This is a genomic window from Rhizobacter sp. (assembly GCF_046595475.1).
Classification (GTDB): Bacteria; Pseudomonadota; Gammaproteobacteria; order Burkholderiales; family Burkholderiaceae_C; genus Rhizobacter.
The window spans coordinates 103,286-116,076 of the sequence record NZ_JBKJOQ010000122.1; the positions used below are offsets into that span (position 1 = coordinate 103,286).

12 protein-coding genes are annotated in these 12,791 nt (G+C 59.4%); 10 read left to right on the forward strand and 2 right to left on the reverse strand.

Annotation, left to right across the window (positions count from 1 at the left end; translation table 11 throughout):
* Window position 1: 1 nt before the first annotated feature.
* From AC30QB_RS22195 to AC30QB_RS22210, 4 genes are read left to right on the forward strand one after another with little or no spacing between them, the layout of a single operon-like run.
* Entirely contained in the window at window positions 2–1,570 is a 1,569-nt protein-coding gene (locus tag AC30QB_RS22195; RefSeq protein WP_489548454.1) for an ABC transporter substrate-binding protein, read from the forward strand.
* Entirely contained in the window at window positions 1,567–2,481 is a 915-nt protein-coding gene (locus tag AC30QB_RS22200; RefSeq protein ID WP_489548455.1) for an ABC transporter permease, read from the forward strand. Before AC30QB_RS22195 ends, AC30QB_RS22200 begins: the two co-directional genes overlap by 4 nt.
* Window positions 2,482–2,491: 10 nt before the next feature.
* On the forward strand, window positions 2,492–3,463 hold the full coding sequence (locus tag AC30QB_RS22205) for an ABC transporter ATP-binding protein (RefSeq protein ID WP_489548501.1): 972 nt from the start codon (window positions 2,492–2,494) through the stop codon (window positions 3,461–3,463).
* Window positions 3,460–4,452 carry an ABC transporter ATP-binding protein gene (locus tag AC30QB_RS22210; protein WP_489548456.1) on the forward strand — a complete coding sequence of 331 codons (993 nt, stop codon included), beginning with the start codon at window positions 3,460–3,462 and terminating at the stop codon, window positions 4,450–4,452. The genes AC30QB_RS22205 and AC30QB_RS22210 overlap by 4 nt, the downstream gene beginning before the upstream one ends.
* Before the next feature lie 8 nt (window positions 4,453–4,460).
* On the opposite strand, the gene lptM is transcribed toward AC30QB_RS22210, so the two are convergent.
* A complete protein-coding gene (gene lptM / locus AC30QB_RS22215) occupies window positions 4,461–4,652 on the reverse strand; it encodes an LPS translocon maturation chaperone LptM (protein ID WP_489548457.1) in 192 nt (63 codons plus the stop codon).
* Here lptM and cyaY point away from each other — a divergent pair.
* Window positions 4,636–4,998 (forward strand): iron donor protein CyaY, encoded by a 363-nt coding sequence (gene cyaY / locus AC30QB_RS22220; protein ID WP_489548458.1) that lies wholly within the window; start codon window positions 4,636–4,638, stop codon window positions 4,996–4,998. The two genes, lptM and cyaY, sit on opposite strands and share 17 nt — an antisense overlap.
* Window positions 4,999–5,002: 4 nt before the next feature.
* Here the strand turns inward: cyaY and AC30QB_RS22225 are convergent, their stop codons facing one another.
* Window positions 5,003–7,366 carry a penicillin-binding protein 1A gene (locus tag AC30QB_RS22225; RefSeq protein ID WP_489548459.1) on the reverse strand — a complete coding sequence of 788 codons (2,364 nt, stop codon included), beginning with the start codon at window positions 7,364–7,366 and terminating at the stop codon, window positions 5,003–5,005.
* A 305-nt stretch (window positions 7,367–7,671) separates the two neighbouring features.
* Between AC30QB_RS22225 and AC30QB_RS22230 the strand changes: the two genes are divergently transcribed.
* From AC30QB_RS22230 to AC30QB_RS22250, 5 genes are read left to right on the forward strand one after another with little or no spacing between them, the layout of a single operon-like run.
* Window positions 7,672–8,709: a pilus assembly protein PilM gene (locus AC30QB_RS22230; protein ID WP_489548460.1), complete on the forward strand. Its 1,038-nt coding sequence runs from the start codon at window positions 7,672–7,674 to the stop codon at window positions 8,707–8,709.
* Window positions 8,706–9,362, forward strand: coding sequence for a PilN domain-containing protein (locus AC30QB_RS22235; protein ID WP_489548461.1), 657 nt, complete (start codon window positions 8,706–8,708; stop codon window positions 9,360–9,362). The genes AC30QB_RS22230 and AC30QB_RS22235 overlap by 4 nt, the downstream gene beginning before the upstream one ends.
* An 11-nt stretch (window positions 9,363–9,373) precedes the next feature.
* Complete coding sequence (locus AC30QB_RS22240) at window positions 9,374–10,087, forward strand: type IV pilus inner membrane component PilO (protein ID WP_489548462.1); 714 nt, start codon at window positions 9,374–9,376, stop codon at window positions 10,085–10,087.
* The gene (locus AC30QB_RS22245; RefSeq protein ID WP_489548463.1) at window positions 10,084–10,635 is read left to right on the forward strand and encodes a pilus assembly protein PilP; all 552 of its coding nucleotides are present in this window, start codon (window positions 10,084–10,086) and stop codon (window positions 10,633–10,635) included. Before AC30QB_RS22240 ends, AC30QB_RS22245 begins: the two co-directional genes overlap by 4 nt.
* Window positions 10,632–12,788: a type IV pilus secretin PilQ gene (locus AC30QB_RS22250; RefSeq protein ID WP_489548464.1), complete on the forward strand. Its 2,157-nt coding sequence runs from the start codon at window positions 10,632–10,634 to the stop codon at window positions 12,786–12,788. Before AC30QB_RS22245 ends, AC30QB_RS22250 begins: the two co-directional genes overlap by 4 nt.
* Window positions 12,789–12,791: the final 3 nt, after the last annotated feature.

Below are 12,791 nucleotides of genomic sequence, written 5' to 3' on the forward strand. Positions count from 1 at the left end.
GATGAAACTGAAGTCTTTGTTGCTGTTTCTGGTGTGGTTGTCGTCGGTGGGTGCGACCCAGGCCGTGACGCTTCGCGTGGCCAATCAAGGAGACGCGCAGTCGATGGACCCGCACTCGTTGAACGAGTCTCTGCAACTCAGCTTCACGAACAACGTTTACGAGCCGCTTGTGGCGCGCGACAAGAAGCTCGCCCTTACGCCGGGCTTGGCCATGCGGTGGTCCCAGACCAAGCCGACCGTTTGGCGCTTCGAGTTGCGGCGCGGCGTGAGCTTCCAAGATGGCACACCCTTTAGCGCCGACGACGTGGTCTTCTCGTTTGCGCGCGCCGCCGGCTCAGGCTCCGACATGCAAAGCTATACCTCGTCGTTCAAAGAGGTGCGCAAGGTCGATGCAAACACGGTTGAAATCGAGACCCTCACACCGTTTCCCATCCTGCCCGACGTGCTGACCAACGTCTTCATGATGAGCAAGAAATGGTGCGAGGACAACAAGGCCACCAACCCGGTGGACCGCCGCAAAGGCATCGAAAACGCAGCCAGCTTCAAGGCGAACGGCACCGGGCCCTATCGGCTGAAAGAGCGCCAGCCTTCGGCGCGCACGGTGCTGGTTCGCAACGGCACTTATTGGGGAAAGATTGAAGGCAATGTCGATGAAGTGATCTTCACGCCCATCGGCAATGCGGCCACCCGTGTGGCGGCCTTGCTGTCGGGTGAGATCGACCTGATGGAGCCCGTACCACTGCAAGACGTGGAGCGCATCAAGACCTCACCCAACCTCAAGGTGATGCAAGGGCCCGAGCTGCGTACCATCTTCCTGGGCATGGACCAGAAGCGCGATGAGCTGCTGTTCTCCAGCGTCAAAGGCAAGAACCCTTTCAAGGACAAGCGGGTGCGACAGGCCTTCTATCAGGCAATCGACATCGAGACCATCAAGACAAGGGTGATGCGGGGTGCCTCGCTGCCTACAGCGCTGATGGTGGGGCCAGGCATTCGCGGCTTTTCGCCCGAGCAGAACAAGCGCCTGCCTTACGACGTGGAGGCTGCAAAGAAGCTGATGGACGAAGCTGGCTATGGCTCGGGTTTCGAGGTCAGCCTCAACTGCCCCAACGACCGCTACGTGAATGATGCTGACATCTGCCAGGCGGTGGCTGCCAACCTGGCCCGCATTGGTGTGAAGATCAACCTGCAGACCGAGACCAAGGTCACGTATTTCCCGAAGATCCTGCGCCGTGACACCAGCTTCTACTTGTTGGGCTGGACACCCAGCACCTACGATGCCCACAACGCGCTGTCTTCTCTGATCGCTACACCCACGGACAAAGGGCAAGGTCAGTTCAACCTCGGTAGCTACAGCAACCCCAAGGTGGACGAGCTCACGCTACAGATCCAGAGCGAGACCGACCAGGCCAAGCGCGATGCCCTCATCAAGCAAGCTTTCGCTTTGCACAGCGATGATGTGGGCCATCTGCCATTGCATCAACAGGCCTTGGCCTGGGCGATGAAGAAAAACATCGAGCTCACCCAACTGCCCGACAACTACATGCCCTATCGCTGGGTGACCTTGAAGTGAGCGGCGGCGCGCTGGCGCGTTTCCTCGGAGGCGATGTCTGGTACAGCTTCAGGCGTTCACCGTTGGCAATGGCCTCGGCGGCAGTCGCCTTGGTCTGCGTGTTCTGCGCCGCCTTCGCAAACTGGGTGGCCCCGCACAACCCCACCGACCTGGCCACGCTGGAATTGGCCGATGCGCTGGTGCCGCCTGCCTGGTTGCCCGAAGGGCGTGCCAAGTACGTCTTGGGCACCGACGCTCAAGGTAGAGACATTCTTTCGGCGCTCATGTACGGCACGCGCATCTCGCTGATGGTGGGCGTGGCATCGGTGCTGGTGTCGATGCTGGTAGGCGTGACTTTGGGATTGGTGGCCGGCTTTGTCGGCGGTCGCACCGACGCCTTCATCATGCGGGTGTGCGACGTGATGCTGTCGTTCCCGGCGATTCTGGTGGCCTTGCTGGTCGATGGTGTGGGGCGAGCGCTTTTTCCGACGGCGCACGACACGCTGGCGTTTGGCGTGCTGATTGTGGCCATCGCGCTCACCGGCTGGGTGCAGTACGCGCGTACGGTGCGCAGCTCCACGCTGGTCGAGCGCAACAAGGAATATGTGCAGGCCGCGCGTGTCATCGGCGTGGCGCCGCTGCGCATCATGCGCAGGCACGTGCTACCCAATGCACTCGGGCCCGTCACCGTGCTTGCCACCATTCAAGTGGCTTCGGCCATCGTCATCGAAGCGACCTTGTCGTTTCTGGGCGTAGGCATGCCCGTCACGTCGCCTTCGCTCGGTACCTTGATCCGCGTAGGCAATGATTTTCTGCTGTCGGGCGAGTGGTGGATCACCATCTTTCCTGGCGCGGTGCTCGTGATGATTGCCTTGAGCGTCAACCTGCTGGGCGACTGGCTGCGTGATGCGCTGAACCCGCGCTTGCGTTGAACCCATGACCGTGCCTTTGCTCGAGGTCAAGAAACTGCGCGTCGAATTCCCTTCGCGCCACGGCACCCTGCTGGCACTCGATGACATCTCGTTCAGCATCGCGCCGGGCGAGATCCTGGGTGTCGTGGGTGAGTCAGGGGCCGGCAAGTCGTTGACAGCCGCGGCGATCATCGGCTTGCTCGACCCACCGGGCCGCGTGGCATCGGGTGAAATCTGGTTCGATGGCCGACGCATCGACAAGCTGCCCCATGACGAGATGCGCAAGCTGCGAGGCCGCCACATCGGCGCCATTTTCCAGGACCCGCTGACCTCGTTGAACCCGCTGTACACCGTGGGCCGACAACTGACCGAGACCATTCGGGCGCACCTGCCGATGACGGCCGCGCAGGCGCACGAGCGCGCCATCGGCCTGCTGCGGGAAACGGGTATTTCGGCGGCACCAGAGCGCTTCGAGCAGTACCCGCACCAGTTTTCGGGCGGCATGCGGCAGCGTGTGGTGATTGCGCTGGCACTCGCAGCCAACCCCAAGCTGATCGTGGCGGACGAGCCCACGACGGCGCTCGACGTGTCGGTTCAGGCGCAGATCATTTCGCTGCTCAAGCGCTTGTGCAAAGAGCATGGTGCCGCGGTGATGCTGGTCACGCACGACATGGGAGTGATTGCCGAGACCTGCGATCGCGTGGCCGTGATGTATGCCGGCCGCGTGGCCGAGATTGGTCCGGTGCAATCGGTGATCCACGCGCCTGCTCACCCTTACACCGTGGGCCTGATGGGGGCGATTCCTGCGATGAATGAAGACCGCGAGCACTTGCTGCAGATCGACGGGACCATGCCTCGCCTGACGGCCATACCCTCGGGTTGCGCGTTCAACCCCCGTTGCGCACGCGTGATGGAACGCTGCCGCAGCGAACGCCCTGACCTCATGAACGCCGGTGTGACACGTGCTGCTTGCTGGTTGCATGAAGCGGGAGCCAAGGCATGAGTGCCTTGGTGGAGGTGCGCGACCTGACCAAGCGCTTCGACGTGTCCGCCCCGTGGCTGAACCGCGTTATCGAGCGGCGCCCGCGCCAGTGGGTGCATGCGGTAGATGGCGTGAGCTTCTCGATCGAGCGGGGCCAGACGCTTGGCTTGGTGGGGGAATCGGGTTGCGGCAAGAGCACGGTGGCTCGCATGCTGGTGGCGCTGCACACGCCGAGCGGAGGTGAGGTGCGGTTCGATGGGCAAGCCATCGCGCACACATTGGCCGGGCCACAGGCCCTGGCCTTGCGTCGACGCATGCAGATGATCTTTCAAGACCCTTATGCGAGCCTCAACCCCCGCTGGAAGGTGCGAAACATCGTGGGCGAGCCGCTGACCGAGCATGGGCTCGTTCGCAATGACGCGGAGCTGAAAGACCGAGTGGTCGAGCTGCTGGGCTCGGTCGGGTTGGTGGCGGCCGACATGGACAAGTTCGCGCACCAGTTCTCTGGTGGCCAGCGCCAGCGGGTGTCGATCGCGCGGGCCCTGGCCACGCAGCCGGAATTCCTGGTCTGTGACGAGCCGACCTCGGCGCTCGACGTGTCGGTGCAGGCGCAGGTGCTCAACATCATGAAAGGCCTGCAGCGCAGCCGAGGCCTCACCTATTTGTTCATCTCGCACAACCTGGCCGTGGTTCGCCACGTGAGCGATGTGGTGGGCGTGATGTACCTCGGGCGTCTGGTCGAGGTGGCGGGCAAGACCACGCTGTTTGCGCAACCACGTCACCCCTACACCCGCATGCTGCTGGACGCCATTCCCGACATTGCCATGAGCGGCCGCGCACGCATACCTGTGCAAGGTGAAGTGCCTAACCCGCTCAACCCGCCGCCGGGTTGCTCGTTCCACCCTCGCTGCCCTCACGCCAACGATCGATGCCGCCATGAGCGGCCGGCCCTGCTTCAGATTGAGGGCGTGCAGGTTGCCTGCCACGCGGTCGAAGAAGGGCGCTTGTAGAGCGCCGTTCAGCGCGGCGTTGAAGCGGCCGGTGAAGCCGTGGCCGGTGACGTCGTCGCCTGAACCAGTGGGCCTTTCTGCCCGCACCCCGCAAGCAGAGAGACTGCGATCAATGGGCCTATTGCGAGCAGCTTGATAGGGTGGGCCGCTACACTGAATTTCAGTTTCAACATGCGGTGAATTATGACGGTCGCACTCATTCCCACACCCCTTACCGATGGACAGTTCAGCAGCCTCACCTCGGCGGTGCTGTCTTCGGTCGAAGCGGCTGCGGATCAATGGTTGCAAGACGATGTGGTTGACATCGACGCGCACCGCACCGGTGGCCTGCTTGAACTGAGCTTCCCCAATGGCAGCAAGCTCGTGCTCAACACGCAGCCCCCGTTGCATGAGCTTTGGCTGGCGGCCCGCTCGGGTGGCTATCACTACAAATACGTGAATGGGCGGTGGCTCGATACGCGCGAAGGGCGGGAGTTCTTCGAAGCGCTTTCAGCCTGCGCGAGTGAGCAGTCGGGCATGGCGCTGCGGTTTGCGGCGCCCGCCTGACGTATCAGCGTTTGAACAGATCGAGGATGCTTTTCTTTTCTTCCTCGCTGGGCGCAGCGGGAAGCTTGTCTTCCAGGCCCACACTGCTAACGCCGTTCCCGTGAGTGAATTCTTCGTAGTACCACTCGCCACCCAGGTTAACCACGCCTTCTGGGGCTGAGGGCTCTTCCACCGGCACACCTTTCAATACCTGCGACATGTAGTCGATCCAGACTGGCAGCGAGAGGCCACCGCCCGTTTCGCGGTCGCCCAGCTTGCGCGGGTTGTCGTAGCCTATCCAGACCACGCCCACCACGTTGCGCTGGAAGCCGGCAAACCACGCGTCCATCGAGTCGTTGGTGGTGCCGGTCTTGCCGTAGATGTCGGGGCGCTTCAGGGTGCCTTGAGCGCGGGCTGCGGTGCCTGAGCGTGTTACCTCTTGCAGCAGGCTGGTCATGATGAACGCGTTGCGCGCGTCCAGCGTGCGCGAGCTCTCGTCAAGTGCCTGTGGCTTGGCTTCGTTCAGCACGCGGCCTTTGGAGTCGGTGATTCTGCTTATCAGGAAAGGGTTGATGCGGTGGCCGCCGTTGGCAAAGACGCCGTAGGCCGACGCCATCTGAAGTGGTGTCACCGAGCCGGACCCCAGCGCCATGGTGAGATAGGCCGGGTGCCGCTCAGGCTCGAAGCCGAAGCGCGTGATCCACCCTTGCGCAAAGGCGGGCGTGATGGCCTGCAGGATGCGAATAGAGATCATGTTCTTCGACTTCGCCAAGCCACGGCGCATGGACATGGGCCCATCGAAGGTGCCGTCGTAGTTCTTCGGCTCCCAGGGCTGGCTGCCGGTCGTCCCAGCGTCGAAGAACAAGGGCGCATCGTTGATCACCGTGGCCGGTGTAAAGCCCTTTTCCAACGAGGCCGAGTAGATGAACGGCTTGAAGCTCGAGCCAGGTTGGCGCCAGGCCTGAGTCACGTGGTTGAACTTGCTCTTCGCGTAGTCGAAGCCGCCCACCATGGTGCGCACTGCGCCGGTGCGCGGGTTGAGCGAGACGAATGCCCCTTCAACCTCAGGCAGTTGGGTAATCGACCAATCGCCTTTCGCCCCTTTCACCAAGCGTATGACGGCGCCACGTCGTATCTGCGTCTTGGGGTTGCCCTTTTCGGCCAGGCCCGACGTCACGGGCTTCAGGCCCTCGCCGGTGACGGTGATTGATTCGCCGTTTTGCAGCACCGCCACAACCTTGCGTGGGTGGGTTTCAAGCGCCACGCCGGCACGAAATTCGTCGTTGTCGGGGTGCTCATCGAGCGCTTCGGCAACTCGCGCGTCAACGTCTTTGGCATTGGCGGGCAGGTCGATGTAGGCCTCGGGCCCGCGGTAGACCTGCCGGCGTTCGAAGTCGAGGATGCCTTTGCGCAGCGCGCGATAGGCCACCGTCTGCTCGGCGGAGTTCAGCGTTAGGTAGACATTGAGGCCGCGGTGGTAGGCCTCGTCGCCGTACTGACTGAAGATCATCTGTCGCGCCACTTCAGCTACGTACTCGGCGTGAACGGCCACTTCGGTCGGCTCGTGATACTTCAGGGGCTGGCTGCGCGCCGCGTCGTGCTGATCCGGGGTGATGAACCCGTTCTCCAGCATGCGGTCAATGATGTACTGCTGACGGATGGTGGCGCGCCGTGGGTTGGTGATTGGGTTGTAGGCCGAGGGCGCCTTTGGCAGCCCGGCGAGCATGGCTGCTTCGGCGATGGTGATGTCTTTGAGCGGCTTGCCGAAGTAGATTTCACTTGCCGCTGAGAAGCCGTAGGCCCGCTGCCCGAGGAAGATCTGGTTCATGTAGACCTCGAGAATCTGCTCCTTGGTCAGCACGCTCTCGATCTTCAGGGCCAGCAGCACCTCGTAGATCTTGCGGGTGAAGGTCTTCTCGGTCGACAGGTAGAAGTTGCGCGCCACCTGCATGGTGATGGTCGAGGCGCCCTGACTGCGCGATTCCGCGAACTGGGCAAGCCCCGCGCGGAGCACGCCTTTGTAGTCCACGCCGCTGTGCTGGTAGAAGCGGGCGTCCTCGATGGCCAACACGGCTTGCTGCATCACCTTAGGAACCTCAGCGATGGGCGTGAAATTGCGTCGCTCTTCACCAAACTCCCCCAGCAAGACGCCGTCGGCGGAGTAGATGCGCATCGGTAGCTTGGGCCGGTAGTCCAGCAGGCCGCTTATCTCGGGCAGGTTGGGGTAAGCGACGGCCAGCGCCAGCCCGCCCAGCAGCGCGAACATCAACATCCCGGCGACCAGCAAGCCCAAGAGCCACGCTGCGCCTCCGGCCAGCCAGCGCGCCCAAGGGGGCAGTGAAGCAAGGGTGCGGGTCGCGGTAGCGACTGGGCGCTCGGATTCGCTCATGGAACTCCAACAAAAGTGGGCGTGATTATAGGAAGCGCTCCGGCGTCTCCGGCAGATCGTGAACTGCTTGGCAAATGCTTGGGAGGCTCATCAGGGTTGACCCGTGAATGCCAATTTTTGACACCTTTTTGCGTCTGCGTTTTGCAACGACGCGAGGTTGTGAAAATTGGAAATATCTTTGTTGTACAAAGACTTTACTGCTAGCATTGAAGTAACTTCTTAACAATCCGGCGTACGTAAAAGCACGTTGGGAGAGGGCGTCAGTGAGCTTCCTAGACATGTTGTTGGGCCGTAAGCATCCACCGATGATCGGCTTGGACATCAGTTCATCCAGCGTCAAATTGGTGGAACTCGGGCAGAGCGCCTCCGGTGAGTACGTGTTAGAGCGTTTCGCGGCCGAAAGCTTCGAAAAGGGCTGGATCACCGATGGCCAAATCGAAAAATTCGATGAAGTCGCCGATGCGGTGCGCCGGGTGGTCACCAAGAGTGGCACCAAGACGAAGCAGGTTGTGCTCGCAATGCCTCAATCAGCGGTGATCACCAAGAAGATCATGCTGCCCGCTGGCCTACGCGAAGAAGAGCTTGAGTTGCAGGTTGAGTCTGAGGCGAACCAATACATCCCGTTCTCATTGGATGAGGTTAGTCTTGACTTCTCTGTCATTGGCCCGAGCCCCACATCCGTCGGTGATGTGGAGGTGCTGATTGCTGCATCCCGCAAAGACCGTGTGCAGGATCGTCAGGGCTTGGCTGAAGCTGCCGGCCTCAAGCCCGTGGTGCTGGACATCGAATCGCATGCGTCACGCTTGGCAATGGGGCGTTTGATCGAAGCGTTGCCCAACGAAGGTGCGGATGCATTGGTGGCGCTCTTCGAGATTGGCGCTGACACCACCAGCCTCAAGGTGCTGCGTGATGACGAGATGCTTTACGACAGAGATCAGGCCTTCGGCGGTTCTCAACTTACTCAGCTGATTTCACGCCAGTACGGTTTCTCGTTCGAAGAGGCTGAGCAGAAGAAGCTGGCGTCTGATCTCCCCGAAGACTACGAGACGTCGATCCTCGCGCCCTTCGTCGACAGCCTTTCGCAAGAAATCGGCCGAGCCCTGCAGTACTTCTTTACGAGTACGCCGCATCACAAGGTGCATTACGTGATGCTCGCTGGCGGTACTGCAACCTTGCCTGGCCTGAAGGATCGTGTGACGGAGTTGACCGGGTTTGCCTCGATGGTGGTGAACCCATTTGACAACATGAAACTCGGCTCGGCAGTTCGCGAGAGCAAGCTTCGCCGCGAGGCTCCTTCTTACCTGACGGCTTGTGGCCTGGCGATGCGGAGGTTCTTGCAGTGATCTTGATCAATCTGCTTCCGCATCGGGAAGAAAAGCGTAAGCGCCGCAAGGCGGCCTTCTTTCTCGGGCTAGGGTTGGCTGCCGCGGCGGGTGTGGCGGCGGTCGGCATGTGGTATCTGGTTCTGCAACAAATGACGGCCAGTCAGCAGCAGCGCAATGCGTTTTTGTCGGCTGAAATTCAGAAGCTTGAAGTTCAAATCAAAGACATTGCCACGCTTCGCGCCGAGATTGATGCGCTCAAAGCCAGGCAAAAGGCCGTTGAAGATTTGCAGATCGATCGCAACGTGCCTGTGCATGTGCTGAATGAGTTGGTGAAGCAGACGCCGGAAGGCATTTACTACCGCACGATCAAACAAGAAGGGCAAGTGCTTAACTTGGCTGGTGTCGCGCAGACCAACGAGCGCGTCTCCGAGTTGCTGAGAAATACTGGCAATAACTCCGAATGGTTGATGCGTCCTGAATTGGTTGAGATCAAGGCCGCGACCGTCCAAACTGCCAATCGCGAACAGAAGCGGCTCTATGACTTTGCTATGCGAGTCAGCATCAAGCGTCCGCAAGATGTCGATGCGAAGGCTGCTGCCGCCGCTGCTTCCGGCGTAGCTTCACAGCCCGTGATGTCGGGTGCTGCCGCTGCGAAGCCGGCGAAACCCTGAAAGACGACGTCATGGCTACACAAGCTAAATCCGTCAATGTCGACCTGAATTCAGTCTTTGGTGCCGCTGCTTCGCAGTTTCGAGGGCTCAATCCGAATGAGCCAGGCCAATGGCCTGTGTTGCCTAAGTTCGCGAGTTGGATTGTTCTGGCGATCCTCGTTGTTATTGCCGGCTGGTTTTTCTTGCTGTCTGGTGTTGATGAACAGTTGGAAGCAGAGCGGAGCAAAGAGCCGGCCCTGAAGCAGGACTATCGCGGGAAACTCGCGCAAGCTGTCAATCTTGAAGAGTTGCGCAAGCAGAAGCTTCAAGTCGAAGAGTATGTGACCCAGCTTGAGAAGCAGCTCCCAGGTAAAGCCGAGATGGACGCGCTTCTCTCTGACATCAATCAGGCGGGGCTTGGGCGCGGTTTGCAATTTGAATTGTTCAGGCCGGGACAAGTTTTGGTCAAGGACTACTACGCTGAGTTGCCCATCGCTTTGCGCGTATCAGGGCGATACCACGACATTGGAAATTTTGCGGCCGACGTGGCCAACCTTTCGCGAATTGTCACGTTGCATGGCCTGACGATCGGGGCTGGCAAAGACGCCTCAGGTAAAGAGACAAGCGGCTTGTTGTCGATGGAAGCCACTGCGCGAACGTACAGGTATCTTGACGCCAACGAAGTGAGTGAGCAAAGGGCCGCTGCCGCCAAAGCTGCGGGCGCCAAGGCAGGGGCTAAAAAATGATCAGCACACTATCTGTGCGCTTGTTGCCGGCCTTCTGTGCCAGCGTTCTTGTTTTGTCTGGGCTTGTAGGCTGCAGCGGCTCGCAGGATGAGTTGCAGCAATGGATCGAGCAACAGCGCCGAGAAGCCAAGCCCAATGTTTCTCCGTTGTCCGCGCCCAAAAAATTCAACCCACAGCCTTATTTGGCTGGCAATGCGGTCGAGCCGTTCAGTACTCAAAAATTGACTGTGGCGATCAAACAGGAGGCGCGGCAGTCCAACTCGTTGCTTGCGGCCGAAATCAATCGCCGCAAGGAGCCATTGGAAGCTTATCCGCTTGACAGTATGAGCATGGTGGGCAGTGTGACAAAGCTGGGGCGCCCCTATGCGCTGCTGAAAGTAGACAACCTTCTGTACCAGGTCAAACAGGGTGACTACCTGGGGCAGAACTACGGAAAGATCACCAAGATTTCTGAAACCGACATCTCGTTTCGCGAGATTGTCCAGGACGCAGCGGGCGAGTGGATTGAGCGCACCAGCTCCCTTCAGCTTCAGGAGAAGGCGCGATGAAGAACATGCAGGAGATACAGATCATGGGTAAGTTGCGGGCTCGTATCTTGGTGCTCGCGTTGCTCTTCGGTGCATCCGGAGTAGCGCTCGCCGAAAACGCGATTCAGTCAGTCAACAGTTCTCAGCAGGCTGGCTCAGAGGTCGTGCGGATTGAGCTGTCTGAACCTCTAACGGCTGTGCCTTCGGGTTTCACCGTGCAAACACCGCCGCGAATTGCACTGGATCTGCCAAATGTTGGGAACGCCATGGGGCGCTCCAACATTGAAATCAATCAAGGGAATCTTCGATCGGTCAACGTGGCTCAAGCCGGTGAGCGGACGAGGCTTGTATTGAATCTGAAGCAGGCGGCGAACTACAAGGCGCAGATCCAGGGAAAGTTCTTGCTCGTGGTCATGGACAGTGCGGCGTCGCCCGCCGTTTCCAGCGCTACGCCTGACCAACCGGTGCACTTTGCTGAAAATCAAAACCAGTCGCAGTTGGCCTTGAAAGGGATCGACTTCCGCCGGGGGCCCGACGGCTCCGGCCGCGTCGTTGTTGACCTCCCGAACAACCAGGTTGGTGTCGATATTCGGCAGCAAGGGCAGAGCCTCGTCGTCGAGTTTTTGCGTTCAAGCTTGCCTGAAAACTTGCGTCGTCGACTTGATGTCACGGATTTCGGGACTCCCGTTCAGTCCGTTTCCACTTTCCAGAATGGTGATCGAGTGCGGATGGTGGTTGAGCCTCGTGGCGCTTGGGAGCACAGCGCCTATCAGACCGACAATCAATTCGTACTTGAGGTTCGTGTTCAAAAGACAGACCCGAACAAACTGGTTCAGGGGCCGGGCTATGCAGGTGAAAAGTTGTCGTTGAATTTCCAGAATATTGAAGTTCGTGCCTTGCTTCAAGTGATCGCTGACTTCACCAATTTCAACGTCGTGACCAGCGATACGGTGACAGGGAATGTGACTCTGCGGCTCAAGGACGTACCTTGGGATCAGGCGCTAGACATCATTCTCCAAGCAAAAGGTTTGGGTTTGCGCAAGTCAGGCAACGTTATCTTGATTGCGCCTAAGGACGAATTGGCCGCCAAGGAAAAAGTTGACTTGGAGGCCAAGGCGCAGATCGCAAGCTTGGAGCCTGTGCGTACACAGTCATTCCAGCTGAACTACACGAAAGCCGAAGAGGTCGCCAAGGGACTGTCAGGTCAGTCTGGCGGCGGCGGTGGAGGAGCGGCGACTCGTATTTTGTCGGCGCGCGGCAGCGTGATCTCCGAGTCACGTACCAATCAACTTTTCATCAGCGATATCCCTTCTAAGCTAGAAGAGATTCAGGCGATGATCGCCAAAATTGATATTCCCGTTCGGCAGGTGCTGATTGAGGCGCGCATCGTGGAGGCTGGAGACACGTTCGGCCGATCCTTGGGTGTCAAACTAGGATCAACTGACTTGCGCGGCTTGCGCGGAGGCGTGGCTGGCTATGGAACTCCTGAGTTGAGCGTAGGTATTGGCGGGAATTTGAATGCAATTGGACTTCAGACAGGGCAAGTCTCAGGGACGACCGTTCCATTCAATGACACGCAGTTCGTGAGTCTTCCTGCCGTGGGTCAGAACAATTATGGAGCCGCGACGTTTGCGGTCTCGCTATTCAGTGCTGCGGCCAATCGCTTTCTGAATCTTGAGATATCCGCCTTGGAGGCTGACGGTAAGGGAAAAATTGTTTCCAGTCCGCGCGTCATCACTGCCGACCAAGTTAAGGCACTGATTGAGCAGGGCGAGGAGTTGCCTTACCAAACTGCTACGTCAAGCGGTGCGACCGCCCTTCAGTTCCGCAAGGCGAATTTGAAGCTTGAGGTTACCCCGCAGATCACGCCTGAAGGCAACGTTATTCTCGATGTCGACATTAACAAAGACAGTGTTGGCAGAAGCACTGCCGCTGGCTTCGCGATTGATACTAAACACGTGCGTACTCAAATATTGGTGGAGAACGGCGGCACCGTTGTCATCGGCGGCATCTTCACTCAGAACGAGCGGGAAGATGTGACGAAGGTGCCGTTGCTGGGAGACATCCCTCTGCTGGGCAATCTTTTCAAAACACGGACGCGCACCACGAGCAAGACCGAGCTGTTGGTTTTCCTCACGCCAAAGGTGATCAGCGATCGGTCGGCTGCGCGATAGTTT